Annotated in this window: 25 protein-coding genes; 23 read left to right on the forward strand and 2 right to left on the reverse strand. The window is 72.5% G+C overall.

Annotated elements, in window-relative coordinates:
- Positions 1–23: 23 nt before the first annotated feature.
- The 6 genes from dnaK (at position 24) to proP (ending at position 6,452) form a co-directional block, all read left to right on the forward strand.
- Positions 24–1,895 carry a molecular chaperone DnaK gene (dnaK, locus tag HYQ63_RS22875; protein ID WP_179935646.1) on the forward strand — a complete coding sequence of 624 codons (1,872 nt, stop codon included), beginning with the start codon at positions 24–26 and terminating at the stop codon, positions 1,893–1,895.
- The gene (grpE, locus tag HYQ63_RS22880) at positions 1,892–2,551 is read left to right on the forward strand and encodes a nucleotide exchange factor GrpE (RefSeq protein ID WP_063735538.1); all 660 of its coding nucleotides are present in this window, start codon (positions 1,892–1,894) and stop codon (positions 2,549–2,551) included. Before dnaK ends, grpE begins: the two co-directional genes overlap by 4 nt.
- Before the next feature lie 63 nt (positions 2,552–2,614).
- Positions 2,615–3,793, forward strand: a complete 1,179-nt coding sequence (dnaJ, locus tag HYQ63_RS22885; protein ID WP_179935647.1) for a molecular chaperone DnaJ — start codon at positions 2,615–2,617, stop codon at positions 3,791–3,793.
- Positions 3,794–3,797: 4 nt separating this feature from the next.
- Complete coding sequence (locus HYQ63_RS22890; protein WP_179935648.1) at positions 3,798–4,283, forward strand: heat shock protein transcriptional repressor HspR; 486 nt, start codon at positions 3,798–3,800, stop codon at positions 4,281–4,283.
- A gap of 117 nt (positions 4,284–4,400) precedes the next feature.
- Positions 4,401–4,772 (forward strand): cupin domain-containing protein, encoded by a 372-nt coding sequence (locus HYQ63_RS22895; protein WP_179935649.1) that lies wholly within the window; start codon positions 4,401–4,403, stop codon positions 4,770–4,772.
- A gap of 162 nt (positions 4,773–4,934) precedes the next feature.
- Positions 4,935–6,452 carry a glycine betaine/L-proline transporter ProP gene (proP, locus tag HYQ63_RS22900; protein WP_218929660.1) on the forward strand — a complete coding sequence of 506 codons (1,518 nt, stop codon included), beginning with the start codon at positions 4,935–4,937 and terminating at the stop codon, positions 6,450–6,452.
- 27 nt (positions 6,453–6,479) lie between these two features.
- Here the strand turns inward: proP and HYQ63_RS22905 are convergent, their stop codons facing one another.
- Positions 6,480–6,884 carry a pyridoxamine 5'-phosphate oxidase family protein gene (locus HYQ63_RS22905; protein ID WP_179935651.1) on the reverse strand — a complete coding sequence of 135 codons (405 nt, stop codon included), beginning with the start codon at positions 6,882–6,884 and terminating at the stop codon, positions 6,480–6,482.
- A gap of 122 nt (positions 6,885–7,006) precedes the next feature.
- Between HYQ63_RS22905 and clpB the strand changes: the two genes are divergently transcribed.
- Both clpB and HYQ63_RS22915 read left to right on the forward strand, forming a co-directional pair.
- On the forward strand, positions 7,007–9,601 hold the full coding sequence (gene clpB / locus HYQ63_RS22910) for an ATP-dependent chaperone ClpB (protein ID WP_179935652.1): 2,595 nt from the start codon (positions 7,007–7,009) through the stop codon (positions 9,599–9,601).
- A gap of 102 nt (positions 9,602–9,703) precedes the next feature.
- Positions 9,704–10,240 carry a YbjN domain-containing protein gene (locus tag HYQ63_RS22915; RefSeq protein ID WP_123101779.1) on the forward strand — a complete coding sequence of 179 codons (537 nt, stop codon included), beginning with the start codon at positions 9,704–9,706 and terminating at the stop codon, positions 10,238–10,240.
- A 116-nt stretch (positions 10,241–10,356) separates the two neighbouring features.
- On the opposite strand, the gene HYQ63_RS22920 is transcribed toward HYQ63_RS22915, so the two are convergent.
- Positions 10,357–11,526, reverse strand: coding sequence for a pyridoxal phosphate-dependent aminotransferase (locus HYQ63_RS22920; RefSeq protein WP_179935653.1), 1,170 nt, complete (start codon positions 11,524–11,526; stop codon positions 10,357–10,359).
- A gap of 141 nt (positions 11,527–11,667) precedes the next feature.
- On the opposite strand from HYQ63_RS22920, the gene HYQ63_RS22925 reads away from it, so the two are divergent.
- The 15 genes from HYQ63_RS22925 to HYQ63_RS22995 all read left to right on the forward strand — a co-directional run bounded on the left by HYQ63_RS22925 (position 11,668) and on the right by HYQ63_RS22995 (position 26,976).
- Positions 11,668–11,958 (forward strand): hypothetical protein, encoded by a 291-nt coding sequence (locus tag HYQ63_RS22925; RefSeq protein WP_179935654.1) that lies wholly within the window; start codon positions 11,668–11,670, stop codon positions 11,956–11,958.
- A gap of 270 nt (positions 11,959–12,228) precedes the next feature.
- Positions 12,229–12,780 carry a DUF2617 family protein gene (locus tag HYQ63_RS22930; protein WP_179935655.1) on the forward strand — a complete coding sequence of 184 codons (552 nt, stop codon included), beginning with the start codon at positions 12,229–12,231 and terminating at the stop codon, positions 12,778–12,780.
- 98 nt (positions 12,781–12,878) lie between these two features.
- Positions 12,879–14,474, forward strand: coding sequence for a polyamine aminopropyltransferase (locus tag HYQ63_RS22935; protein ID WP_257232023.1), 1,596 nt, complete (start codon positions 12,879–12,881; stop codon positions 14,472–14,474).
- Between the two features lie 67 nt (positions 14,475–14,541).
- On the forward strand, positions 14,542–15,387 hold the full coding sequence (locus HYQ63_RS22940; protein ID WP_179935656.1) for an SRPBCC domain-containing protein: 846 nt from the start codon (positions 14,542–14,544) through the stop codon (positions 15,385–15,387).
- A gap of 89 nt (positions 15,388–15,476) precedes the next feature.
- Entirely contained in the window at positions 15,477–16,265 is a 789-nt protein-coding gene (locus HYQ63_RS22945) for an aldose 1-epimerase (RefSeq protein WP_179940394.1), read from the forward strand.
- A gap of 43 nt (positions 16,266–16,308) precedes the next feature.
- Entirely contained in the window at positions 16,309–16,848 is a 540-nt protein-coding gene (gene pyrE, locus HYQ63_RS22950; RefSeq protein WP_179935657.1) for an orotate phosphoribosyltransferase, read from the forward strand.
- A 237-nt stretch (positions 16,849–17,085) separates the two neighbouring features.
- A complete protein-coding gene (gene fbaA / locus HYQ63_RS22955) occupies positions 17,086–18,108 on the forward strand; it encodes a class II fructose-bisphosphate aldolase (protein WP_123101767.1) in 1,023 nt (340 codons plus the stop codon).
- 123 nt (positions 18,109–18,231) lie between these two features.
- A complete protein-coding gene (locus tag HYQ63_RS22960) occupies positions 18,232–19,836 on the forward strand; it encodes a DHA2 family efflux MFS transporter permease subunit (protein WP_179935658.1) in 1,605 nt (534 codons plus the stop codon).
- 79 nt (positions 19,837–19,915) lie between these two features.
- Positions 19,916–20,329, forward strand: a complete 414-nt coding sequence (locus tag HYQ63_RS22965; RefSeq protein ID WP_179935659.1) for a DUF3151 domain-containing protein — start codon at positions 19,916–19,918, stop codon at positions 20,327–20,329.
- Between the two features lie 209 nt (positions 20,330–20,538).
- Positions 20,539–21,414 carry a tryptophan 2,3-dioxygenase family protein gene (locus HYQ63_RS22970; protein WP_257232024.1) on the forward strand — a complete coding sequence of 292 codons (876 nt, stop codon included), beginning with the start codon at positions 20,539–20,541 and terminating at the stop codon, positions 21,412–21,414.
- Positions 21,407–22,585, forward strand: a complete 1,179-nt coding sequence (locus HYQ63_RS22975; RefSeq protein WP_179935660.1) for an aminotransferase class V-fold PLP-dependent enzyme — start codon at positions 21,407–21,409, stop codon at positions 22,583–22,585. Before HYQ63_RS22970 ends, HYQ63_RS22975 begins: the two co-directional genes overlap by 8 nt.
- 3 nt (positions 22,586–22,588) lie before the next feature.
- Positions 22,589–23,551: an alpha/beta hydrolase gene (locus HYQ63_RS22980; RefSeq protein WP_179935661.1), complete on the forward strand. Its 963-nt coding sequence runs from the start codon at positions 22,589–22,591 to the stop codon at positions 23,549–23,551.
- A 74-nt stretch (positions 23,552–23,625) separates the two neighbouring features.
- Complete coding sequence (locus tag HYQ63_RS22985) at positions 23,626–24,972, forward strand: sensor histidine kinase (protein ID WP_179935662.1); 1,347 nt, start codon at positions 23,626–23,628, stop codon at positions 24,970–24,972.
- Positions 24,969–25,649, forward strand: coding sequence for a response regulator transcription factor (locus HYQ63_RS22990; protein WP_179935663.1), 681 nt, complete (start codon positions 24,969–24,971; stop codon positions 25,647–25,649). The genes HYQ63_RS22985 and HYQ63_RS22990 overlap by 4 nt, the downstream gene beginning before the upstream one ends.
- Positions 25,650–25,758: 109 nt before the next feature.
- Positions 25,759–26,976 carry a cytochrome P450 gene (locus HYQ63_RS22995; RefSeq protein ID WP_179935664.1) on the forward strand — a complete coding sequence of 406 codons (1,218 nt, stop codon included), beginning with the start codon at positions 25,759–25,761 and terminating at the stop codon, positions 26,974–26,976.
- The last annotated feature ends 12 nt before the right edge of the window (positions 26,977–26,988 follow it).

Consider the following 26,988-nt stretch of genomic DNA (forward strand, 5'->3'; position numbering starts at 1 on the left):
TGCTGTAGCTGGAGGATCCCGAAATGGCACGTGCGGTCGGCATCGACCTGGGTACGACGAACTCCGTCGTCAGTGTTCTCGAAGGCGGTGAGCCCACCGTCATCACCAACGCCGAGGGCGCCAGGACCACGCCTTCCGTCGTCGCCTTCGCGAAGAACGGCGAGGTCCTGGTCGGCGAGGTGGCCAAGCGCCAGGCGGTGACCAACGTCGACAGGACCATCCGGTCGGTCAAGCGCCACATGGGCACCGACTGGAAGGTCAACCTCGACGGCAAGGACTTCAACCCGCAGCAGATGAGCGCCTTCATCCTGCAGAAGCTGAAGCGGGATGCCGAGGCGTACCTGGGCGAGAAGGTGGCGGACGCGGTCATCACCGTCCCGGCGTACTTCAACGACGCCGAGCGCCAGGCGACCAAGGAAGCCGGTGAGATCGCGGGCCTCAACGTCCTGCGTATCGTCAACGAGCCTACTGCCGCCGCGCTCGCCTACGGGCTGGAGAAGGACGACCAGACCATCCTGGTCTTCGACCTCGGTGGCGGCACCTTCGACGTCTCGCTGCTGGAGATCGGCGACGGCGTGGTGGAGGTCAAGGCCACCAACGGTGACAACCACCTCGGTGGTGACGACTGGGACCAGCGCGTCGTCGACTACCTGGTGAAGCAGTTCAACAACGCCAACGGCGTGGACCTGTCCAAGGACAAGATGGCCCTCCAGCGCCTCCGCGAGGCCGCTGAGAAGGCGAAGATCGAGCTGTCCAGCTCGACCGAGACCACCATCAACCTCCCCTACATCACGGCCTCCGCCGAGGGCCCGCTGCACCTGGACGAGAAGCTCAGCCGCTCGCAGTTCCAGCAGCTGACCTCGGACCTGCTGGAGCGCTGCAAGACCCCGTTCCACAACGTCATCAAGGACGCGGGCATCTCGCTGTCCGAGATCGACCACGTGGTCCTGGTCGGCGGCTCGACCCGGATGCCCGCCGTCGCCGAGCTGGTCAAGGAGCTGACCGGCGGCAAGGACGCCAACAAGGGCGTCAACCCGGACGAGGTCGTCGCCATCGGCGCGTCCCTCCAGGCCGGTGTCCTCAAGGGTGAGGTCAAGGACGTCCTGCTGCTGGACGTCACCCCGCTGTCCCTCGGCATCGAGACCAAGGGCGGCATCATGACCAAGCTGATCGAGCGCAACACGACCATTCCGACCAAGCGCTCGGAGATCTTCACCACGGCCGAGGACAACCAGCCGTCCGTGCAGATCCAGGTCTACCAGGGCGAGCGCGAGATCGCCGCGTACAACAAGAAGCTCGGGATGTTCGAGCTGACCGGCCTGCCGCCGGCCCCGCGCGGGGTACCGCAGATCGAGGTCACCTTCGACATCGACGCGAACGGCATCATGCACGTCGCGGCGAAGGACCTGGGCACCGGCAAGGAGCAGAAGATGACCGTCACCGGCGGCTCCGCGCTGCCGAAGGACGACATCGACCGCATGATGCGCGAGGCCGAGCAGTACGCGGAGGAGGACCACAAGCGCCGCGAGGCCGCCGAGACCCGCAACCAGGCCGAGCAGCTCGTCTACCAGACCGAGAAGTTCCTCAAGGACAACGAGGACAAGGTCCCGGGCGAGGTCAAGACCGAGGTCGAGGAAGCGGTCACCGACCTCAAGGAGAAGCTCAAGGGCGAGGACACCGCCGAGATCCGCACCGCGACCGAGAAGGTCGCCGCGGTGAGCCAGAAGCTCGGCCAGGCCATGTACGCCAACACCGGCGCCGAGGGCGCGGGCGAGGCCGGTGCCGCCGGTGAGGCCGGTGCCGAGGGCGCCCAGGCCAAGGCCGACGACGACGTGGTGGACGCCGAGATCGTCGACGACGAGAAGGCCGACAAGGGCCAGGGTGGTGCCGCGTGACGGAGGAGACCCCGGGCTTCGAGGAGCAGCCCGACGTCCCCTCCGAAGCCGCGCAGACCCCCGACGACGCGGCGAAGGGCGCCGGGTCCGCCGACAAGGCGGGCCCGGGCGCCCCGGCCGGGGACCTCGAGCAGGTAGCCATTCAGGCGCAGCTGGACCAGGTGCGGACCGCTCTCAACGAGCGGACGGCCGACCTCCAGCGACTTCAGGCCGAGTACCAGAACTACCGACGCCGGGTCGAGCGGGACCGGGTGCAGGTCAAGGAGGTCGCGGTCGCGAACCTCCTGTCCGAGCTGCTGCCCGTGCTCGACGACATCGGCCGGGCGCGTGAGCACGGCGAACTCGTCGGCGGCTTCAAGTCCGTCGCCGAATCGCTGGAGACGGTGGCGGCGAAGCTGGGCCTCCAGCAGTTCGGCAAGGAGGGCGAGCCCTTCGACCCGCTGGTGCACGAGGCGCTCATGCACTCGTACGCGCCGGACGTCACCGAGACGACGTGCGTGCAGATTCTCCAGCCGGGGTATCGAATCGGCGAACGAACGATCCGCCCGGCGCGGGTCGCGGTCGCCGAGCCCCAGCCGGGTGCCTCGCCCAAGGGCCCGGGCGAAGGCGACGGCACGGCGCCGGACGAGGAGAGCGGTGGCCCGGAAGAGGGCTGACGCGACGGTGACTGCGGTAACAGCGGGAACAGCAGGAATATCAGGAGAGGAGGGACGTCGGGGATGAGCACCAAGGACTTCGTCGAGAAGGACTACTACAAGGTTCTCGGCGTCCCCAAGGACGCGACCGAGGCGGAGATCAAGAAGGCGTACCGGAAGCTCGCCCGCGAGTACCACCCGGACGCCAACAAGGGCGACGCCAAGGCCGAGGAGCGCTTCAAGGAGATCTCCGAGGCGAACGACATCCTCGGCGACCCCAAGCGGCGCAAGGAGTACGACGAGGCCCGCTCCCTGTTCGGCAACGGGGGCTTCCGCCCCGGGCCGGGCGGGGCGGGCTCCACCGGAAGCTTCAACTTCGACCTGGGCGACCTCTTCGGGGGCGCCCAGGGCGGCCCCGGTGGCGCGGGCGGCTTCGGCGGCGGGCTCGGCGACGTGTTCGGCGGTCTCTTCAACCGCGGCGGGCCCACCCGGACCCAGCCGCGGCGCGGCCAGGACGTCGAGTCCGAGGTGACGCTCAGCTTCACCGAGGCCGTCGAAGGGGCCACCGTTCCGCTGCGGATGTCCAGCCAGGCCCCGTGCAAGACGTGCTCCGGCACCGGCGACAAGAACGGCACCCCGCGGGTCTGCCCGACCTGCGTCGGCACCGGACAGGTCAGCCGCGGCGGCGGGGGCGGCTTCTCACTCACCGACCCGTGCGTGGAGTGCCGGGGCCGCGGCCTGATCGCGCAGGACCCGTGCGAGACCTGCAAGGGCAGCGGACGGGCCCGTTCCGCCCGCACCATGCAGGTCCGCATCCCCGCGGGCGTCAGCGACGGCCAGCGGATCCGGCTGCGCGGCAAGGGCGCCCCGGGCGAGACCGGCGGTCCGGCCGGTGACCTCTACGTCATCGTCCACGTGGACCCGCACCCGGTCTTCGGCCGCCGCGGCGACAACCTGACCGTCACCGTCCCCGTCACCCTTCCGGAGGCGGCACTCGGCGGCGAGATCAAGGTCCCGACGCTGGGCGGTCCGCCGGTCACCCTGAAGCTGCCGGCCGGCACGCCCAACGGCCGGACGATGCGCGCCCGCGGCAAGGGCGCGGTGCGCAAGGACGGCACCCGCGGCGACCTGCTGGTCACCGTGGAGGTCACGGTGCCGAAGGACCTCAGCGACTCGGCACGCGAGGCGCTGGAGTCCTACCGGGAGGCGACCGCGGGCGAGGACCCGCGGGCGGAGCTGTTCCAGGCCGCGAAGGGAGCATGACCCAATGGAGACGCACGGCCGAGGGGGCCTCGGAGGCAGGGGACCCGGCCGGTCCCGCAATCCGTACGAGCTGACCGACGAATCGCCGGTGTACGTCATCTCGGTCGCCGCTCAGCTCTCCGGCCTGCATCCGCAGACCTTGCGTCAGTACGACCGTCTCGGCCTGGTCTCCCCGGACCGTACGCCCGGCCGCGGCCGGCGCTACTCCGCGCGCGACATCGAGCTGCTGCGCCAGGTGCAGCAGCTGTCGCAGGACGAGGGCATCAACCTCGCCGGGATCAAGCGCATCATCGAGCTGGAGAACCAGGTCACCGCGCTCCAGGCGCGCGTCGCCGAGCTCCAGTCGGCCGTCGAGGGCGCGGCCGCCGCGATGCAGCAGCGCGAGGCCCAGGTCCATGCCTCGTACCGCCGCGACCTGGTCCGCTACCAGGACGTCCAGCAGGGCAGCGCGCTGGTCGTCTGGCGTCCCAAGCCCAAGCGCAGGGACTGACGTCCGGCGTCTCCACGCACCCGAGCGATCCGAGCGACAGGCCCGGCGACCCTTCCGGTCGCCGGGCCTCGTTCGTGTGGCGGGCGCACCATGGAGGTGTGGGAGGAGGTACACGCCATGATGGAGATCAAGACGCTGGACAAGCCGGATGAGCGGCGGGACTTCCCCGGTGGCCATCTGGAGACCCTGCACCTGACGGGGCTCGACTTCGCCGTCGGTACCTTCGAGCCCGGCTGGCGCTGGCGGGACTCGGTCCGGCCGCTGGCCGGGACCGAGAGCTGCCAGGTCCGCCACACCGGGGTCGTGGTGAAGGGGCGGATGCGGCTGCGCATGGACGACGGCGCCGAGGCCGAGGTGGGGCCCGGCGATGTGTTCGTGGTGCCGCCCGGCCACGACGCGTGGGTGGTCGGCGACGAGCAGGTGGTGGTGTACGACACCGGCGGTGAGATGGCCGAGACCTATGCGCGGACGGAGCGGGCCGAAGCCTGATCCAACGGAGCCCGAGCCCTGTCCGCGGGGTTTCGTCCGGTGGGTGCCGGTTACGCGTAGCAGCCCGGATCCGTCGGCAGGGATGAGATGAGCACCGGCTCCACACCACCGCACAAGGGCGGCCGCCCGGTCAGGGGCGGCGGCAGCGAACGCACCGACCGCATGCTGCGGACACTGCTCCGCCGCCGCAAGAAGTCACTCGCTTACGAGGACGTCACCGTCGTCGACCGGCCGCGGCTGCGGCGCGCGGTGACGGCGACCGCGGTCGGCAACACCATGGAGTGGTTCGACTTCGGCGTCTACGCGTACGTCGCGGTCACCCTCGGCAAGGTCTTCTTTCCGTCCAGTTCCCCGGCCGCGCAGGTGGTGTCGACGTTCGCCACCTTCGCGGTCGCCTTTCTGGTGCGGCCGCTCGGCGGGCTGGTCTTCGGGCCGCTGGGGGACCGCATCGGGCGGCGCCGGGTGCTGTCCACCACCATGATCATGATGGCGGTCAGCACCTTCGCGGTGGGGCTGCTGCCCGGCTACGGCTCGATCGGCTTCGCCGCGCCGCTGTTGCTGCTGGTGTGCCGGGTGGTGCAGGGCTTCTCGACCGGTGGTGAGTACGCGGGGGCGACCACGTACATCGCGGAGTTCGCGCCCGACCGGAGGCGCGGCTTCCTGGGCAGCTGGCTCGACTTCGGCACCTTCGTCGGCTATTCGCTGGGCTCCGGGCTGGTCACGGTGCTCACCGCCGTGCTCGGGGACGACGGCATGGTGGAGTGGGGCTGGCGGATTCCGTTCCTGGTCGCCGGGCCGCTCGGGGTGATCGGGCTGTACATGCGGCTGCGGCTGGAGGAGAGCCCGGCGTTCCAGCAGGAGGCCGAGCGGGCGGCCGAGGCGGCGAAGGCGGAGGCGGCGGGCGCCGGCTCGGCGCCGGTGGAGGAGGCGCGGCAGTCCGGCAAGGGGCGGCTGAAGGAGATCTTCACCCGGCACTGGCAGGCCGTGCTGATCTGCATGGGTCTGGTGCTGCTGTACAACGTCACCAACTACATGGTGACGTCCTACCTGCCGACGTACATGACCTCCACGCTCGGCGAGAACGCCACCACCGCCCAGCTGCTGGTGCTCGCCACCATGATGGTCGTGGCGCTGACGATCACCGTGGTCGGGCGGTCCTCCGACCGCTGGGGGCGGCGGCCGATGTTCATGGCCGGGAGCGGGGCCATGATCGTGCTGGCGATCCCGGCGTTCCTGCTGATCCAGGCGGGCGGCATCCTGCTGCCCGCGATCGGCTGCCTGGTGCTGGGGCTGCTGCTGGTCACGTTCGCGGGCACGAGCGCCGCGACGCTGCCGGCGCTGTTCCCGACCCGGCTGCGCTACGGCGCGCTGTCGATCTCGTTCAACCTCTCCGTGTCGCTGTTCGGCGGGACGACGCCGCTGATCGCGTCGTCGCTGGTCGAGTCGACGGGCGATCCGCTGGTGCCCGCGTACTACCTGATGGCGGCCGGTGTGGTGGGCCTGGTCTCGGCCCTGTTCCTGTACGAGACGGCCGGGAAGCCGCTGCGCGGCTCGGGCCCGATGGTGGAGACCGAGGAGGAGGCCCGTACCGCGGTGGCGGAGAGCCGTACCGAGGCCGGGCGCAGGGCGCGCGACATCTGGATCAGGGTGCGTCACCCCTGGGGGCACCACCAGCAGTGAGCCCCGGGCTCCTCGGGCGGCGGCTCCTCAGCCGCGGCCCATCGCACGGGTGATCATGATCTCGATCAGGACGCGGTGCGGGTTGGGGCGGGGCCGGCGCTCGTAGCGTTCGGCGTAGCGGCGTTCGGCGTCGGCGATCAGCTCGGGTTCGGTGCGTACCCGCGCGGTCCCCTCCAGCGTGGCCCACCGCTTGCCCGCCATCTGGCAGACGGCGACCCGCGCGCCGCCTTCGCCCGCCGCCCGGACGTGGGCGACCTTGCGGCTGTGGCCGCTCGCGATGACGCGGGCGAGCCCGGCGTCGGGGTCGTAGGTGACGCCGACGGGGACGACGTGCGGGGTGCCGTCGGGGCGGAGGGTGGTGAGGGTGCACACGTGGCGTTCGCGCCAGAAGGCGAGGTACGCGGGGTCCGGGTTGCGAGGATCGAGGGCCATGGACGGGAACCTATGGCCAGAACGCTGGCGGCGACACAGTTGAGTGGAATAGACTCAACTTTACGCATGTTGTGCAGGGCAGGATTGTGGGCCGCCGCGCGCGATGAGGAGGAGCACAGGACGTGGACGCCGAGCTGACCAACAAGAGCCGGGCGGCGCTGAGCGCAGCCAACGACCGGGCGGTGTCCGCCGGGCACGCCGATCTGACCCCGGCCCATCTGCTGCTCGCCCTGCTCCAGGGGCAGGACAACGAGAATGTGATGGATCTGCTGGTCGCCGTCGACACCGACGCGGCCTTCGTGCGGAACGGGGCCGAGCGGCTGCTCGCCGCCCTGCCCAGCGTGCAGGGCTCCACCGTGGCCCCGCCGCAGGCCAGCCGCGATCTGCAAGCCGTCCTCGTGGACGCCGCGCAGCGCGCCAAGGACCTCGGCGACGATTACATCTCCACCGAGCACCTTCTGATCGGCATCGCCGCCAAGGGCGGTCAGGCCGGGGAGCTGCTCGACCAGCAGGGGGCGAGCGCCAAGGCGCTGCTCGCCGCGTTCGAGAAGGCCAGGGGTGGACAGCGGGTGACGACTCCCGATCCGGAGGGCACGTACAAGGCGCTGGAGAAGTTCGGCACCGACTTCACCGCCGCCGCGCGCGACGGCAAGCTCGACCCGGTCATCGGCCGGGACCAGGAGATCCGGCGCGTGGTGCAGGTGCTCTCGCGGCGTACGAAGAACAACCCGGTGCTGATCGGCGACCCGGGCGTCGGCAAGACCGCCGTGGTGGAGGGGCTCGCCCAGCGCATCGTCAAGGGCGATGTGCCGGAGAGCCTGCGCGACAAGCGGCTGGTCGCGCTCGACCTCGGCGCGATGGTCGCGGGCGCGAAGTACCGGGGCGAGTTCGAGGAGCGGCTGAAGACCGTCCTCGCCGAGATCAAGTCCAGCGACGGCCAGATCATCACCTTCATCGACGAGCTGCACACCGTGGTCGGCGCGGGCGCCGGAGGCGACTCGTCCATGGACGCGGGCAACATGCTCAAGCCGATGCTGGCCCGCGGCGAGCTGCGCATGGTCGGCGCCACCACGCTGGACGAGTACCGCGAGCGGATCGAGAAGGACGCCGCGCTGGAGCGCCGCTTCCAGCAGGTGCTGGTCGCCGAGCCGACCGTCGAGGACACCGTGGCGATCCTGCGCGGGCTCAAGGGCCGGTACGAGGCGCACCACAAGGTGCAGATCGCGGACGGCGCGCTGGTGGCCGCCGCGACCCTCTCCGACCGGTACATCACCTCCCGCTTCCTCCCCGACAAGGCCATCGACCTGGTGGACGAGGCCGCCTCCCGGCTCCGCATGGAGATCGACTCCTCCCCGGTCGAGATCGATGAGCTCCAGCGCTCCGTCGACCGGATGAAGATGGAGGAGATGGCGCTCGCCAAGGAGACCGACGAGGCCAGCAAGCTGCGGCTGGAGAAGCTGCGCCGCGACCTCGCCGACAAGGAGGAGGAGCTGCGGGGCCTGACGGCCCGCTGGGAGAAGGAGAAGCAGGGCCTCAACCGGGTCGGTGAGCTGAAGGAGAAGCTGGACGAGCTGCGCGGCCAGGCCGAGCGCGCCCAGCGCGACGGCGACTTCGGCACCGCCTCCAAGCTGCTGTACGGGGAGATCCCGGCCCTGGAGCGGGAGCTGGCCGAGGCCTCGGAGGCCGAGGAGGAGGTGCAGCGGGAGGACCGCGGCACCATGGTCAAGGAGGAGGTCGGCCCGGACGACGTGGCCGATGTGGTCGCCTCCTGGACCGGCATCCCGGCCGGACGGCTGCTGGAGGGCGAGACCCAGAAGCTGCTGCGCATGGAGGACGAGCTGGGGAAGCGGCTGATCGGCCAGACCGAGGCCGTACGGGCCGTCTCCGACGCCGTGCGCAGGACCCGGGCCGGGATCGCCGACCCGGACCGGCCGACCGGATCGTTCCTCTTCCTCGGCCCCACCGGCGTCGGCAAGACCGAGCTGGCCAAGGCGCTCGCCGACTTCCTCTTCGACGACGAGCGGGCCATGGTCCGCATCGACATGAGCGAGTACGGCGAGAAGCACAGCGTCGCCCGGCTGGTCGGCGCGCCGCCCGGCTACGTCGGCTACGAGGAGGGCGGCCAGCTCACCGAGGCGGTGCGCCGCCGCCCGTACAGCGTGGTGCTGCTGGACGAGGTGGAGAAGGCCCACCCGGAGGTGTTCGACATCCTGCTCCAGGTGCTGGACGACGGACGGCTCACCGACGGCCAGGGGCGGACGGTGGACTTCCGCAACACCATCCTGGTCCTCACCTCCAACCTGGGCAGCCAGTACCTGATGGACCCGCTGCTCGGCGAGGAGGAGAAGAAGCAGAGCGTGCTGGAGACGGTGCGCAGCTCCTTCAAGCCGGAGTTCCTGAACCGGCTGGACGACCTGGTGGTCTTCTCCGCGCTCAGCCAGGACGAGCTGGCCCGCATCGCCGAGCTCCAGATCGCCGCGCTCGCCCGGCGCCTCGCCGAGCGGCGGCTGAGCCTGGAGGTCACCCCGGAGGCGCTGGCCTGGCTCGCCGAGGAGGGCAACGACCCGGCGTACGGGGCGCGCCCGCTGCGCCGCCTGGTGCAGACCGCGATCGGCGACCGGCTGGCCCGGGAGATCCTCTCCGGCGAGGTGCGGGACGGCGACACGGTCCGGGTCGACCGGGTCGGGGACGGCCTTCTGGTGGGCCCGGCGCGGTGAGCCGCCCGGCTCTGTCCTGATCGCGCAAAGGCCGGGCCGGGGTTGCACGGCGGGGGCCGATGTGAGGGAGGATGGCGGTATCCATACGAAGGGAAATCCACGGTGAGCATCGACCCGTCCTCGATTCCGAATTTCGGGGGCCAGCCCGAGCCCGAACCGGCGGGTCCGAGCGGCCCCGTGCTGCCCGACCAGGACCTGGTCAAGCAGCTGCTGGAGCAGATGGAGCTGAAGTACGTCGTCGACGAGGAGGGAGACCTCGCGGCGCCGTGGGAGCAGTTCCGCACCTACTTCATGTTCCGTGGTGAGGAGGAGCAGCAGGTCTTCTCCGTCCGGACGTTCTACGACCGGCCGCATGGCATCGAAGTGAAGCCGCAGCTGCTCGAGGTGATCGACGACTGGAACCGCCGCACCCTGTGGCCCAAGGTCTACAGCCACACCAATGACGACGGCACGGTCCGGTTGATCGGTGAAGCGCAGATGCTGATCGGCACCGGCGTCAGCCTGGAGCACTTCGTATCCAGCACGGTCAGCTGGGTACGGGCTTCGATCGAGTTCGACCGCTGGCTGGTCGAACAGCTCGGACTGGAGACCGACATCGAGTCCGGCGACGACGAGAAGCCGGGCGACGACGAGGCCTGAGCGCAAGCGGAGATCACGAGCCCGGTCGACGCGCCGCCCCCTGAAGGGCGACGGCGCGCGGCCGGGCTCTTGCCATCTGCGCTCCCGCCGCCTCCGGGAGCGTCAGGGCCGGGTCGTCAGGGCGCCAGGCTCTTCAGCCGGGCCGCCGCCTCCTCCAGGACGTCCTCGCGCTTGCAGAAGGCGAAGCGCACGAAGGGCGCGCCCTGGGCCTGGTGGTCGTAGAAGACGGCGTTCGGGACGGCCACGACGCCGCAGCGCTCGGGCAGGGAGCGGCAGAAGGCGAAGCCGTCGCTCTCGCCGAGGGGGCGGATGTCGGTGGTGATGAAGTACGTGCCCGAGGGCCGGAACACCGTGAAGCCCGCGTCGGTGAGGCCGTCGGCCAGCAGGTCGCGCTTGGTGCGCAGATCCTCGCGGAGGGTGTGGAAGTAGGCGTCCGGGAGGCGGAGGGCCTCGGCGACCGCGTACTGGAACGGGCCCGCGGAGACGTACGTGAGGTACTGCTTGGCGGAGCGGACGGCGGTGATCAGCTCCGGGGTGGCGGTGATCCACCCGACCTTCCAGCCGGTGTACGAGAACGTCTTGCCCGCGCTGCTGATCGTGACGGTGCGCTCGCGCATGCCGGGGAAGCCGGCGAGCGGGGTGTGGGCGTCGCCGAAGACGAGGTGTTCGTAGACCTCGTCCGTGATCACCAGCAGATCGCGCTCGACGGCGAGGGCGGCGACGGCGGCCAGCTCGTCGTGGGTGAGGACGGTGCCGGTGGGGTTGTGCGGGGTGTTGAGCAGGATGAGGCGGGTGCGGTCGGTGACCGCGGCGCGCAGCTCGTCCAGGTCGAGGCGGAAGGCCCCGTCGTGCGGGCGGAGGGTGACCGGGACGCGGGTGCCGCCCGCCATCGCGATGCACGCCGCGTACGAGTCGTAGTACGGCTCCAGCGCGATCACCTCGTCGCCCGGCTCCAGCAGGGCCAGCAGCGACGCGGCGATGGCCTCGGTGGCGCCCGCGGTGACCAGCACCTCGGTGTCGGGGTCGTAGGTCAGGCCGTAGAAGCGCCCCTGGTGCTCGGCGACGGCGGTGCGCAGCTCGGGGATGCCGGGGCCGGGCGGGTACTGGTTGCCGCGGCCGTCGCGCAGGGCGCGCACCGCGGCCTCGCGCACCTCTTCGGGGCCGTCGGTGTCGGGAAAGCCCTGGCCCAGGTTGATGGCGCCGGTACGCACGGCGAGGGCGGACATCTCGGCGAAGATCGTGGTGCCGAATGCGGCCAGCCGGCGGTTGAGCAGCGGTCGTCCCATGGGCCCATCCTCCGTCGAACCTCTGGACTTCCTCAACTCCGCTTTTGCGGGGGAGCAAGCCGGGCAGGAGCCGGACAGACACGACAGAGCGGTACCTCGCTACGGGGGCTCGCTACGGGGGATGGGAAGGAGTGAGGACCCATGGGTTTTGTCATCGTGTTCGTCGTCGTGGTCTTCGCGGTCGCGGCGGTCGCGGCGCTGAGCGCCGGTAAGGCCAGGAAGCGGTACGGGGGTCGTCGGGGGGCGTACGGGGCCGGGTCGTCCGGCGGAGCGGCCGGCGGTGGCTGGTGGCTCGGCAGCGGCGGTTCGAGCGGTGGCGGCTGCGGCGGTGGCGGCGGCAGCAGCTGCGGTGGCAGCAGCGGCTGCGGCGGCGGAGGGGGCTGCGGCGGCGGTGGCGGTGGCGGCGGCGGTGGCTGCGGGGGAGGTGCCTGAGCCGCCCACCGGGGAACCGGTCCGAGAATGCGCCCGGCGCGCCAACGTGCGCCGGGCGCACGTGTGTTGAACACTTGAACTGGGGACCGCCCTAGGGGGTGGAAACCCGGCGAAGGTGGGTAAAAACGATGTGGCGCCGACCATTTCATGATTCCGTATACCACCGCCCTACGGACCCCACGTGGGCACGAGCCGGCGTATCCGCATACCCCTGGACCACCGCGGGGCGAGCCGGCCCACCTTTCCCCTGCGTGCTTGCGGAGCCGACCCATGCTCACGACCCTCAAGACTGCCTACACCGACACCCGCGCCGACGATCTGGCCTGGTCCCTGGGGCGGGAACCGCTTCCGGCCCTGGCCGTGCTCGACCTCCGACTTCACGGTTTCGCAGTGCAGTTGAGGCTTCTCGGGGCCTCGCACCAGGTCCTCCTCGAAGCGGAGGACGGGCGCTGTTCGGAGACCGTGGCCTGTATATCCGGCAGCAGCACCCCGCTTCCGCTGGGGGTTTCCACCCTCGTCGACGGCCGTGAGTACGAATTCGCGGCGCGCGTCGAGGAGTTGTCGCAGGGCGCGTTCGCCGGGCGGGCCCAGGAGTTACTCGCCCTGGTCGCCGACCATCCGCACGGCCTGGCCGGGACGTTCCCCGGCAGCCCGCACGCGTTCACCGCGCTGCTCGCGCAGTGGAGCGAGGGCACGGTGGGGTGGCGCACCTGGCACGCCTACCCGCAGGAGGGGCGGCTGGTGACCACCCGTACCTGTCTGGGGGTGACGTCCATGCCGATGTCGCTCCGTCCTCCCGCCGATCCGGTGTCCTCCCGTTGAAATCTGGTGTGCGGATGATGCGGTGTACGGATGAGCGGCAGTCAGTGCACCCTTGTGGGTGACCAGGCGTGGGTGATTTGTAACGTAGCGTTCCGTTCGTGACCGAATCCCCGAAGCCCGCGCCGGAGCCCGAGAATCCGGTGCGGCTGCCCGTACGGGCCGGTTTCGGCCGCTTCCTCATCCTCGTCACCGTCTTCGTCTGCGCCGCCTGCGGACTGGTCTACGAACTCGAACTCGTCGCCCTAGCCTCCTACTTGGTGGGCGATTCGGTCACCCAGGCGTCCGTCGTCCTGTCGGTGATGGTCTTCGCCATGGGCGTCGGCTCCCTGCTCGCCAAGCGGCTGCGCTGCCGCGCCGCGGTCGGCTTCGGCGCCGTCGAGGCGGTGCTCGCGCTCCTCGGCGGCTGCTCGGCGATGGCCCTGTACGCGTGCTTCGCGTGGTGCGGGCAGTCGCGCTCCGCGCTGGTCGGCTTCTCGTTCGCGATCGGCGTGCTCATCGGCGCCGAGGTGCCGCTGCTGATGACGCTCATCCAGCGGGTGCGGCGGCAGGACCCGGGCGGCGCGGTCGCCGATCTGTTCGCCGCCGACTATGTGGGCGCGCTGGTCGGCGGGCTCGCCTTCCCGTTCCTGCTGCTGCCCGCGTTCGGCCAGCTGACCGGCGCCCTGGTGACCGGCGCGGTCAACGCGGTGGCGGGCGGGGCGCTGGTGCTGTGGCTGTTCCGCCGCGATCTGAGCGCACGGTCCCGGTGGGCGCTGATCGTCGGCAACGCCCTGGTGCTCGCCCTGCTGGCCGCGGGCGCCGTCCTCACCCCCTCCTTCGAGCGGGCCGCCCGACAGGCCGTGTACGGGCCGGAGGTGCGCGTCGCCGTGCGCACCGGGGTCCAGGAGGTGGTGCTCACCGGCGGCCGGACCCGCGGGCGCCCGCTGTCGCTGTTCCTCGACGGGCGGCTCCAGGTCAGCGGGCACGACGAGCTGCGCTACCACGAGGCGCTGATCCACCCCGCGATGGCGGCCGGACCGCACCGCCGGGTCCTGGTGCTGGGCGGCGGGGACGGGCTCGCGGCCCGCGAGGTGCTGCGGTACGGCGGGGTCCGGTCGGTGACCGTCGTCGAGCGCGACCCCGGGGTGGTGCGGCTCGCCCGCCGCGACCCCGCGCTCTCCGCCCTCAACGCGGGCGCCTACCGCGATCCGCGGGTGCGGGTGGTCACCGCGGACGCCTTCGACTGGCTGCGGCGGAGCGCGGCGTACGACGTCGTGGTGTGCGATCTGCCCGAGCCCGGTCTCACCCCGAGCACCAAGCTGTACTCCCAGGAGTTCTACGGCCTGGCGGAACGGGTGCTGGCCCCCGGCGGCCGGCTCGCCGTGCACGCGGGGGAGGCGGGCCCGCGGCCCCGCGGGTACTGGACGGTGGACGCGACGATGCGGTCGGTGGGGCTGCGGACGGTGCCGTACGTGGTGACGGTGCCCCCGGCGCCCGGCGGGCCCACGGCCGACGGGCCGACGGGCGACGGGCCGCGCGACTGGGGGTTCCTGCTCGCGGCCCGCGACCCGGTCCGGCTGGGCCTCGCCCCCCACGGCCCCCGCCCGCGCTCGCTCACCCCGGCCGGTCTGGACGCGGCGCGGCGCGCGGCGGAACGGAGCCGGGAGCCGCGTCTGCCGCCGTCGACCCTGATGCACCCGCGCTACGCGGACTGATACCTCGGGGGCGAAAGTTGCGTGGGAACGGGTCTCAGCGAACGCGCGATGGGTAGTGTCTTGAGCTATGGAGCATGAGGTGTTCGTTCCGTTTCCCGTCGACACCGTCCGGCAGGCGCTCTCGGAGCCCGACCGCATCGCCCGTTGCGTCCCCGGGCTCCAGCAGGATGCCGATGAGGACGCGGGTCCGCTCGCCGGGCGGCTGCGCCTGCGCATCGGCGGATCCACCATCACCTACCGCGGCTCGCTGCGCCTCACCGAGCGCGGCGGCGGCGTGGAGGTCGAGGGCGAGGGCACCGAGGCGCGGGGCGGCGGCTCGGTGAAGCTCGCGCTGACCCTGACGCCCCGGGCCGTGGAGGGCGGCGGTACGGGGCTGCTCTGCTCCGGCACCGTCCGCAGCGAGGGGCGGCTGGCCGAGTTCGACGCGCACGCGACCGAGACGGTGGCCCGCCGGCTGCTGGACCGCTTCGGGTCGGCGCTGGCGTCCGGCCTTGAGGCGGCCCCGATCAGCCCGCCCGCCGAGCACGACCCGCTCGCCGAGGCGGACCTGCCGCTGCGCGCCGAGGACGCCGATCGGGCCGAGGCCGCCGAGGAGGCCGAGGACGTCGACGTGGACGACATCGGCGACCTCGACGACGTCGACCAGGGGGTGGAGGAGGTCGGCGCCCTCGCCGAGCTGGGCGCGCTCGATGACGACGAGCCCCCGGCCGAGGCCGCGCACGCCCGCCGCACCATGATCGGCCGCTCGACCGAGGAGGTCGACCACGCCCCGCCCCGCGGCCGCTACGCCCCCGTACCGGCGCCCGAGGCCGGGTCCACCGGTGCCGCGCTGCGCTGGGCCGCGCCCGCCGCGGCCGTGGTGATCGCGTCGGCCGTCGTCGTCGGACGGCGCGTCCTGCGCCGCCGCCGGTGAGCGGTCGCCGCTGGTGAGCTCGTGATCGCTCGCCGCGGCTGAGCGGCTGCGCATAGGGTCGGGGCGTGACCGAAGAGACAACGGAGACCATGGGCGTCCGGCTGACCGCCGGGGACGCCGAGCTGACCGTTTCGCCCGACAACGGCTGCCGCATCGGCTCGCTGCGCATCGGTGGCACGGAGCTGCTGCGGCAGGGCCCGCGGTACGGGTCCTTCCCGATGGTGCCCTGGTGCGGCCGGGTCGAGCTGGGACGGTTCCGCAACGGCGGCCGGAGCCATCAGCTGCCCGTCAACTCCCCGCCGCACGCGATTCACGGCACCGGCCGGGACCTCGCCTGGCGCACGGTCCGCACCGGGCCGGACAGCGCGGCCTTCACCTACGACCTCGCCGACCCCTGGCCGTACGAGGGCCGGGTCACCCAGAGCTTCGAGCTGGCCGCGGACGCGCTGACCGTCACCATGAGCGTGGAGACGGAGGGCGACTCCTTCCCGGCGCAGGCCGGGTGGCACCCGTGGTTCCTGCGCAACCTGGGCGAGGGCGGCGCCGACGTCGAGCTGTCCTTCGCCGCGGAGTGGCAGGAGGAGCGCGGCGAGAACCACCTCCCCACCGGCCGCCGCGTCCCGCCGGGCCCCGGACCGTGGGACGACTGCTTCGGCATGCCGGACGGCGTGGACGTCACGCTGACCTGGCCGGAGCGGCTCGAACTCAAGGTCACCAGCCGCAGCGCATGGGTCGTGGTCTACGACGAGCAGGCGGAGGCGGTGTGCGTCGAGCCGCAGTCCGGGCCGCCGAACGGGCTGAACACCCTTCCCCGCCTGGTCACGCCCATCGACCCGCTGGAGATCTCCATGACGTGGAGCTGGCGCGACCTGACGTAGGGGCCTGTGGGGGCGGGGGCGGACACCGCCTAAGCTCGTGCGCATGAGCGAAGCGCGTGACGCCCTGCTACAGCAGATCAGGGACAAGGCCGTGGTCCACGGCAAGGTGACCCTCTCCTCCGGCAAGGAGGCCGATTACTACATCGACCTGCGCCGGATCACCCTGGACGCCGAGGCCGCGCCCCTGGTCGGGCAGGTCATGCTCGACGCCACGGCCGACCTGGACTTCGACGCGGTGGGCGGCCTGACCCTGGGCGCCGACCCGGTGGCCACGTCCATGCTGCACGCGGCGGCCGCGCGGGGCCGCAGGCTCGACGCCTTCGTCGTCCGCAAGGCGCAGAAGACCCACGGTCTCCAGCGGCGGATCGAGGGCCCGGACATCACGGGCCGACGGGTCCTGGTGGTCGAGGACACCTCCACCACCGGAGGCTCGCCGCTGACCGCCGTCGAGGCGGCGCGTGAGGCGGGTGCCGAGGTCGTCGCGGTCGCCACGATCGTCGAGCGCGGGGCCGCGCCCGCGATCGCGGACGCCGGGCTGCGTTACGTACCGGCGTACTCGCTCGCCGACCTCGGCCTGAGCTGACCCGAGCCGAAGCCGAGCCGAAGCCGAGCCGACCGGAGCCGACCAGCTGAGCTGACCTGGGGTAATCGCGTGGGTGGTTTCACGTGAAACCACCCACCCCCGTCCGTGTGGTCCCCGCGTGCGCCGTGTGGAGCAATCGGCGGAGTCTGGGAAGATGGCCACGACGATGACGTCGCCGCAGGACTCCCCCTAGGTCAGGGCCAAGAACCTCACCCGCACATCACAAGGAGCGGACAGATGCCCATCGCATCCCCTGAGATCTACAACGAGATGCTCGACCGGGCGAAGGCAGGCAAGTTCGCCTACCCGGCGATCAACGTGACCTCGACGCAGACGCTGCACGCCGCGCTGCGGGGCTTCGCCGAAGCGGAGAGCGACGGCATCGTCCAGATCTCCACCGGTGGTGCCGAGTTCCTGGGTGGCCAGTACAGCAAGGACATGGTGTCCGGCGCGGTCGCGCTCGCCGAGTTCGCGCACGTCGTCGCCAAGAAGTACCCGGTCAACATCGCGCTGCACACCGACCACTGCCCGAAGGACAAGCTGGACGGCTATGTGCGTCCGCTGCTCGCGGTCTCCCAGGAGCGCGTCGCGAGCGGCCAGAACCCGCTGTTCCAGTCCCACATGTGGGACGGCTCCGCCGAGACGCTGGACGACAACCTGCGCATCGCGCAGGAGCTGCTGGCCGAGGCGGTCAAGGCCAAGATCATCCTCGAGGTCGAGATCACCCCGACCGGCGGCGAGGAGGACGGCGTCTCGCACGAGATCAACGACGAGCTGTACACCACCGTCGCGGACGTCGAGCGCACGGCCGAGGCGCTGGGCCTGGGCGAGAAGGGCCGCTACCTGCTGGCCGCCTCCTTCGGCAACGTCCACGGCGTCTACAAGCCGGGCAACGTCGTGCTGCGCCCGGAGCTGCTGCGCCAGCTCCAGGACGGCATCGCCGCGAAGTCCGGCAAGACCGACCCGTTCGACTTCGTCTTCCACGGCGGCTCCGGCTCCACGGAGCAGGAGATCCTCACGGCGCTGGAGAACGGCGTGGTGAAGATGAACCTCGACACCGACACCCAGTACGCCTTCACCCGGCCGATCGCGGACCACATGTTCCGCAACTACGACGGCGTGCTGAAGGTCGACGGCGAGGTCGGCAACAAGAAGACCTACGACCCGCGCAGCTGGGGCAAGGTGGCCGAGAAGAGCATGGCCGAGCGGGTCACGCAGGCCTGCGCGAACCTGCGCTCCACCGGCACCAAGCTGAAGTAACCGGCACCGTTCCGTTCCGGGCCCGGGGCCCCGCCAGCGCGGCGGGTCCCGGGCCCGCGTGCGTGCGTACTGCGCCCCCTTCGTGGGCTGGCCCCTCGCGGGCGACGCGAGGATGATCCAGGTATGAGCGATAGCGCACCCGCCACCGCGGTGCGGCTCTCCAGCGCCTCCGGGCGGTGGGTCGTGCTCACCACCGTGCTGGGCTCCGCGATGGCCCTCGTCGACAGCACCGTGGTCAATGTCGCCCTGCCCCGCATCGGGCTCGACCTCGGCGCCGACCTGGCCGTCCTCCAGTGGACCGTCAACGCCTACCTGCTCACCCTCGCCGGGCTCATCCTCCTCGGCGGGGCGCTCGGCGACCGCTTCGGGCGGCGGCGGGTGTTCACCGTCGGCGTCGTGTGGTTCGCCCTCGCGTCCCTGCTGTGCGGGATGGCGCCGAACGCCGGGGTGCTCATCGCCGCCCGCGCGCTCCAGGGCATCGGCGGGGCGCTGCTCACCCCCGGCTCGCTGGCGCTGATCCAGGCGGTCATCCACCCCGACGACCGGGCCCGGGCGGTCGGGCTGTGGTCCGGGTTCGGCGGGGTGGGGGCGGCGATCGGGCCGTTCCTCGGGGGCTGGCTGGTGGACGGTCCGGGCTGGCGCTGGGTGTTCTTCCTCAATGTGCCGCTGGCGGCCGTGTGCGTACCGGTCGCGCTGCGGCACGTACCGGAGTCCCGGGATCCGCGGGCGCACGGCCGGTTCGACGTCCTGGGCGCGGTGCTCGGCGCGCTCGCGCTCGGCCTGGTGACGTACGCGCTGATCGCCGCGCCGCAGCGGGGCGCGTCGCTCTCCGTGGTGCTGCCCGCCGTGGGCGGGCTGCTGGCGGGGGTGGCCTTCGTGTACGCGGAGCGGGTCCGCCCCGAGCCGATGCTGCCGCTCTCCCTGTTCTCGTCGCGCCAGTTCACCGCCGTGAACGCGGTGACGCTGTGCGTGTACGCGGCCTTCGGCGGCTTCTTCTTCCTGGTCGTGCTGAACCTCCAGGTGGTCGTCGGCTACTCCGCGCTCGCCGCCGGGACCGCGCTGCTGCCGACGACCCTGCTGATGCTGCTGCTGTCGGCCCGCTCCGGTGAGCTGGGCAAGCGCATCGGCCCGCGCATCCCGCTCACCGTCGGCCCGCTGCTGTGCGCGGCCGGAATGCTGCTGATGACCCGGGCCGGGGTGGGGGCCGTCTACTGGCGGGACGTGCTGCCCGCGCTGGTGGTGATGGGGCTGGGCATGGTGGTGCTCGTCGCCCCGCTCACCGCGACCGTCCTGGCCTCGGTGGACGTCGGACGGGCGGGCCTGGCCAGCGGCATCAACAACGCGGCGGCGCGGGCGGCGGGCCTGGTCGCGGTGGCGGCGCTGCCGCTGCTGGCGGGCATGGGCTCGGAGGCGTACCGGTCGGCGGACCTGTTCTCGGAGTCCTTCCGGCGGGCGATGCCGATCTGCGCGGCGGTGCTGGTGGTGGGCGCGCTCATCGCCTGGCGGGCGGTACGGGCGGACGCGCTGGAGCGGGCCGGGAGCGTGGAGCCCGGGGAAGCCGGGGAGCCCGGGGAGGAGGGGGCGCGGGCGGCGGAGGAGCGCCCCTGCCGTCCCGAGTGCGCGTACCACTGCGGGGTGGGCGCCCCGCCCCTGGACCCGGGCGAGCGGCCCCGCCGCCCCGGCGGTCCCCCCGCCGGTCCCGGCCGCCCCGGCGGTCCCCCCGCCTGACCTGCCGCGGCCCCGCGGGGGCAGCCGGAGCCGGGTGTGGGGCGGCGGGCGGGGTGGGTGGTCCGGCAGACTGGAACCCATGGCCATTCACGAGAACCTGCTCGGGGGACCGCCCCCGACCCATCTGCCCGACGACCCCGAGCCCCGGGAACTGCTCGCGTCCGGTGCGGCTCCCGCCGAGGTCGCCGCGAAGTACCCGGCCTCCTCGCTCGCCTGGGCCCAGCTCGCGGACGAGGCGTTCGAGAACGGCCGGGTGGTCGAGTCGTACGCGTACGCCCGCACCGGCTACCACCGCGGGCTGGACGCGCTGCGGCGCAGCGGCTGGAAGGGCCACGGTCCCGTGCCCTTCGAGCACGAGCCCAACCGTGGCTTCCTGCGCGCCCTGCACGCGCTCGCCCGCGCCGCGCAGTCCATCGGTGAGCAGGAGGAGTACGAGCGCTGCTCGACGTTCCTGCGCGACAGCTCCCCGACCGCGGCGGACACGCTCTCCTGACCTCTGGCGAGGCGTGGGCCTGCCGGGGCGATTCGCACCGGCAGGCCCGTTTCGCGCCGTCGCGAACGTGCCGCACGCACTTGCGGGCGGCGCGCGCGGCACGCATGATGCGGGCAGGGACCACTGATGTGGCCCCTGAGGGGACCGGGGCTCCGAGACCGAAGGGATGGGGCGGACCGCTACCCGGTAGCGCGTAATCAGGAGATGCGATGTCGCAGCAGCCTGCCCCGAAAACCGCCCCCGCGCCCGAGGAAGCCGTCGCGTCCGACGGCGAGCCGGAAGCGCCCCATCTGGACTTCCAGGGCACGACCCCGTACGAGGACTACGTCCGGGCGTCCGTCCTCACCCACCTCCAGCACCCGCTCTCCGACGACCCCGGCGAGATGGTCTTCCTGGTGACCACCCAGGTCATGGAGCTGTGGTTCACCGTCATCGTCCACGAGTGGCACACCGCCGCGCAGGCGCTGCGCGAGGACGACGTGCCCACCGCGCTGGAGGCGCTGCGGCGCTCCACGTACGAGCTGGAGTCGCTGAACGCGTCCTGGAAGCCGCTCGCGCACCTCACGCCCGGCCAGTTCAACGCGTACCGCTCCGCGCTCGGCGACGGCTCCGGCTTCCAGTCCGCGATGTACCGGCGGCTGGAGTTCCTGCTCGGCGAGAAGTCGGCGTCCATGCTGGTCCCGCACCGGGGAGCGCCGCGCGAGTACGCGGAGCTGGAGAAGGCGCTGACCGAACCCAGCCTCTACGACGAGGTGCTGCGCTTCCTGGCCCGCCGCGGCCACGCCGTACCCGCCGCCGTACTGGACCGCGACCCCGCCCGCCGGTACGAACCGGACCCCGCCGTGGAGCGGGTGTGGCAGGAGATCTACTCCGGCCCGCGCGAGGGCGAGCTGATCCGGCTCGGCGAGGCGCTGACCGAGGTCGCCGAGCTGGTGTGGCGCTGGCGCAACGACCATCTGGTGGCCACCCGGCGGGCGATGGGCGCCAAGACCGGAACGGGCGGCTCCGCCGGGGTCGCCTGGCTGGAGAAGCGCGCCGCGAAGAACGTCTTCCCCGAGCTGTGGACGGCCCGTAGCCATGTCTGACGCGACGATCTCCACGGACGCCTCGGACCTGACGGACGAGGCCGCCGCGCTCGACGCGGCCGATGAACTCCGCGCCAAGCGCGACGCCTTCACCCTCGACGACACCGTCTACCTCGACGGCAATTCGCTCGGCGCCCTGCCCCGCTCCGTCCCCGCCCGGCTGGCCGATGTCGTGGCCCGCGAATGGGGACAGCTGCGCATCCGCTCCTGGGAGGAGAGCGGCTGGTGGACCGCCCCCGAGCGGATCGGCGACCGCGTGGGGCGGATCGTCGGGGCCGCCCCCGGCCAGGTGGTGGTCGGCGACTCGACCAGCGTGAACGTCTTCAAGGCGGTCGTCGCCGCGGTACGCATCGCCCAGGAGCGCGGCGCCCACCGCGACCAGATCGTGGTGGACGAGGCCACCTTCCCCACCGACGGCTACATCGCCGAGTCCGCCGCCCGCATGACCGGCTGCACCGTGCGGGCCGTGGCGGCGGGCGACGTGCCGACCGCGGTCGGGCCGCGCACCGCCGTCGCGCTCGTCAACCACGTCGACTACCGGACCGGCCGCCTCCATGACCTGCCCGGGACGACGGCCGCCGTGCACGCGGCCGGGGCCCTCGCCGTGTGGGACCTGTGCCACAGCGCGGGCGCGCTGCCGGTGGGGCTCGACGCGCACGGGGTCGACCTCGCCGTCGGCTGTACGTACAAGTACCTCAACGGCGGGCCCGGTGCGCCCGCCTATCTGTACGTGGCGCGGGAGCACCAGCCGCGCTTCGACTCCCCGCTGCCCGGCTGGAACTCCCATGCCGACCCCTTCGGCATGGACACCTCGTACACCCCCGCCGACGGCGCGGTACGCGGCCGCGTCGGCACCCCCGACATCCTCTGCTGGCCTGCCGGCTGGAAGCGACGTCGGTCGAGGCCGTACGGTGGCCCTGACGTACGGTACGTACCGGCCGGGCGCGTCCGGTCCGTCACCCCGGCCGCCCACGCGGAACGCGGCAGCCAGGTCGCGCTGCGCTGCGCGGACGCGGGCCCGGCGATGGCCGAACTGGTCCGGCGCGGCGTCGTCGGCGACTTCCGCCGCCCCGACGTGCTGCGCTTCGGCTTCACCCCGCTGTACACCGGCTTCGCCGAGGTGGAGCGGGCGGCGCGGGTGCTGGCCGACGTGCTGGACGAGGTGGGCTGACCGATGCCACGCGACGCGGCCGCCGAGGAGGCGTCCCTGTTCGGCCACGCCCCGGTGGCGCCGGACGCGACGGCCGCGTACGGCGAACACCCGGACCAGGTGGTGGACTTCCACCTCCCCCGCGACCCGGCCGGGCCCGCCCCGCTGGTGATCCTCTTCCACGGCGGCGCCTGGCGCGCCCCCTACGACCGCCACCACCTCTCGCCGTTCGCCGCCTACCTGGCGGAACGCGGCCTCGCGGTGGCACTGCCGGAATACCGCCGCGGCGCCGAGGCCGCGCCCGTCGGGCGGCACGACACCGAACGCCTCGGCCAGGGCCCGCAGGGCACGGACGACGGTGCTGCGGCAGGCAGTGAGCCTCACCGTGAACACCCGCCAGGGGCGCAGCACCTGGCGGGCCGGTGGCCGGAGACCTTCGATGACATCGCCGCCGTCGTCGACCGGGTGCCGCGGCTGGTGGGGGAGTTGGGGCTCGGCGGGGTGGACGCCGAGCGCGTCGTGCTCGCCGGGCACTCCGCGGGCGGGCACGCCGCGCTGTGGGCGGCGGCCCGGCACCGCCTGCCGCCGCAGGCCCGGTGGCATCTGCCCGCGCCTCCCCCGCTCCGCGGCGTCGTCGCGCTCGCGCCGATCGCGGATCTCACCGCCGCCCGCGCGCTGCGGGTGTGTTCCGACGCCGTCGACCAACTGCTCGGTGACCGGCTCGCGGCGCGGCTTCCGCTCGCCGATCCCGCCGCGCTGCTGCCCACCGGCGTGCCCACGGTCCTCGTGCAGGGCGGCACGGACGTCGACGTTCCGCCGCAGGTCGCGGATTCCTTCGCCGCGGCCGGGGCGGTTGCCGGGGAGCCGCCGCGGGTGGTGCGCATCGCCGCCGTCGGGCACTTTCCGCTGATCGACCCGGCCACCGCCGCCGCCCGCACGGTCGCCGACGAGATCGCCCGGGCCGCCGCGCGGCCATCACCCTCGTAGTACTTGAGAGGGACGCCGGACAATCACCATTGCTGGGGACGACGCGGGCCCGCCCGCTGCCTACGGTATGAGGCGTGACCCAGACCCTTCCGCGGACCGAACTCCGCATCGCCCGCAGTGCGCTGTCCGGCCTGCGGCAGGACTTGATCGACGACGCGTTCGCCATCCACCCGTTGCCGCCGCTGAGTTCCGGGAATCCGCTGATGCGCCGGGCCCCGGAGCGGGCCCGGCGATATGTGGGCTGGCTGCCGCACGCCGCGCTGTCGGCCTGCGCGTTCTACGTCATGGCGCAGTCGGTCGTCCTGGTGGACGACGACATGAGCCTGGTCCTGGCCCTGCTGTGCGGGGTGCCGCTGCTACTGACGCTGTTCCGGCCGGTCGGCGCCTGGTGGCTGTCGTTCGGGGCGAGCGCTGTGGCGGGGCTGGAGCTGCTGCCTCTGGAACCGATCGTGGGCTGGCCGTGGCCCATTCCGCTGGCCACCTCCCACGTCCTGGTGATGGTGATGGTCGCGGCCCGGTCGCGTCCCCGGGCGGCCGCCGAGATATGGCTGTTCACGGCCCTTCTCGCGGGTGTCCTCGAGTACGTCAACGACGCCCCGTACGTCTCGGACACCTTCCCGATGCTGTTCGTCTCCGGGCTGCTGCTCTGTGCCGTCGTCACCGCGCGCAGCCTGCGCGAGAGCAAGCGGCGGATCGCGGTGCAGGAGTCGGTGACCGTCGAGGAGCGGTCCCGCCGCACCACCCTGGAGGAGCGCGCGACCATCGCGCGGGAGCTGCACGACGTGGTCGCGCACCACATGTCCGTCATCGCCATCCAGGCGGAGGCCGCCCCGTACCGGGTGGAGAACCCGCCCGAGGAGCTGACCAGGAGCTTCGCGACCATCCGGGAGAACGCGGTGATCGCCCTCACCGAACTGCGCCGGGTGCTCGGGGTGGTGCGGGCCGATGACATCGACACGGACGCCGACCCCGAGGCGCCCCAGCCCACGCTGGCCGCGCTCGACGGCCTCTTCGCGGGGGTGCGGGCGGCGGGCCTGGCGGTCGACCACGTCACGACGGGCGCGGTGCGCCCGCTGCCGCAGGGCGTGGAGCTGTCCGCGTACCGCATCGTGCAGGAGGCGCTGAGCAACGCGCTGCGCCATGCCCCGGGTTCCGCGGCGCGCGTCGAGGTGTCGTATGTGCTGGGCGGTCTCGGGTTGCGCGTCGTCAACGGGCCGCCCACCAAGGCGGTGCCGCCCTCGCCGGGCATGGGCCACGGGCTGCTCGGCATGCGGGAGCGGGTCACGATGCTGGACGGGGAGATACGGGCCGGGGCGCGGGAGGAGGACGGCGGCTATGAGGTCACCGTCTTCATCCCGGCCCCGGAGATGGCGGCCCCGGAGATCGCGGTGCCGGAGACGGTGGCGGAGCCGGAGGCATGACGACCATCCGCGTGCTGATCGTGGACGACCAGATGATGGTCCGCGAGGGCTTCTCCGTGCTGCTGGGCGCCCAGCCGGACATCGAGGTCGTCGGTGAGGCGGTCGACGGCCGCGAGGCGATCGCCCAGGTCGCGGCGCTGCGCCCGGATGTGGTCCTGATGGACATCCGGATGCCCGTGCTGAACGGGCTGGAGGCGACGCGGGAGATCGTGGCGGCGGACGCCGACGCCAAGGTCCTGGTGCTGACCACCTTCGACCTGGACGAGTACGTCTACCAGGCGCTGCGCGCCGGGGCGAGCGGCTTTCTGCTCAAGGACGCCTCGGCCCGTCAGCTCGGCGAGGCGGTGCGGGTGGTGGCGGCGGGGGAGGCGCTGCTGGCGCCCACGGTCACCAAGCGACTCATCGCGACGTTCTCGCAGGCCGGAGGGCCCGCGCTGGCCGGGGCGGCGCGGCCGGGCCCGCAGGCGCGGCTGGACGAGCTGACCGAGCGGGAGAACGAGGTGCTGGTGCTGGTTGCGCAGGGCCGGTCCAACGCGGAGATCGCGCAGCATCTGGTGGTGGCGGAGTCGACGGTGAAGACCCATGTGAGCCGGATCCTGGTGAAGCTCGGCCTGCGGGACCGCACCCAGGCCGCGGTCTTCGCGTACGAGGCGCGGCTCGTGACCCCAGGAGGCTGATCGCCGGTCCGGCCACGAGAGCCGACCGCGCGAGCCGACCGCCGAGCCGATCGCCGACGACACCCGAAGCGCTCTGGAGGACGGGCCGGTCCGGCGATACGGTCCGGTAATGAGCAGCGCAGCCCCTGCCTTCGACCCGTGGCAGCCGTCGTTCGTCGCCGACCCCTACCCGGCCTACGCGAGCCTCCGTGAGCGGGGCAGGGCGCACTGGTTCGCGCCCTCCCGTCAGTGGCTGATCCCGCACTTCGAGGATGTGCGCGCCCTGCTGACCGACCGGCGGCTGGGCCGTACGTATCTGCATCGCTTCACCCATGAGGAGTTCGGCCGCACGGCCCCGCCGCCCGAGCACGAGCCGTTCCACACCCTCAACGGCAACGGCATGCTGGACCTGGAGGCGCCGGACCACACCCGGCTGCGGCGGCTGGTCTCCAAGGCGTTCACCCCGCGCACGGTCCAGGGCCTGGTGCCGACGATCCGGCGGCTGGCGGCCGGGCTGGCGGACTCGTTCGCCGCCTCCGGCGGCGGCGACCTCATCGCGGCGGTCGCCGAACCGCTGCCGGTCGAGGTCATCGCCGAGATGCTGGGCATTCCGCATGCCGACCGCCCCGCGCTGCGCCCCTGGTCGGCGGACATCTGCGGGATGTTCGAGCTGAACCCGGGCGAGGAGACGGCGCGCCGCGCGGTGCGGGCGTCGGAGGAGTTCTCGGCGTATCTGCGGGGGCTGATCGCCGCCCGCCGCAAGGACCCGGGCGAGGATCTGATCAGCGCGCTGATCGCCGCGCACGACGAGGGGGACCGGCTCTCCGAGCAGGAGATGGTGTCCACGTGTGTGCTGCTGCTGAACGCGGGCCACGAGGCCACCGTCAACACCACCGGCAACGGCTGGTGGACGCTCTTCCGCCATCCCGACCAGCTGGCCCGGCTGCGGGACGCCCCGGACGCGCTGTTGTCCACCGCTGTGGATGAGCTGCTGCGCTACGACACTCCGCTCCAGCTGTTCGAGCGCTGGGTCCTGGAGGACATCCGGGTCGGCGACACCCTCATCCCGCGCGGCAGCGAGGTCGCCCTGCTCTTCGGCTCGGCCAACCGCGACCCGGCCCGCTTCGAGCGGCCCGACACGCTCGACCTCGCCCGCGCCGACAACCCCCACCTCAGCTTCGGCGCCGGTATCCACTACTGCCTGGGTGCCCCGCTGGCCCGTATCGAACTCGCCGCGTCCTTCGGCGCGCTGCTGCGCGCCGCGCCGGGGCTGCGGCTGGTCCGGGAGCCGGAGTGGCGGCCTGGCTATGTGATCCGCGGGCTGACGGAGCTGCTGGTGGAGGTCTGAGGTCTGAGGACC

The sequence above is a fragment of the Streptomyces sp. Rer75 genome (genome assembly GCF_013414305.1).
Classification (GTDB): Bacteria; Actinomycetota; Actinomycetes; order Streptomycetales; family Streptomycetaceae; genus Streptomyces; species Streptomyces himastatinicus.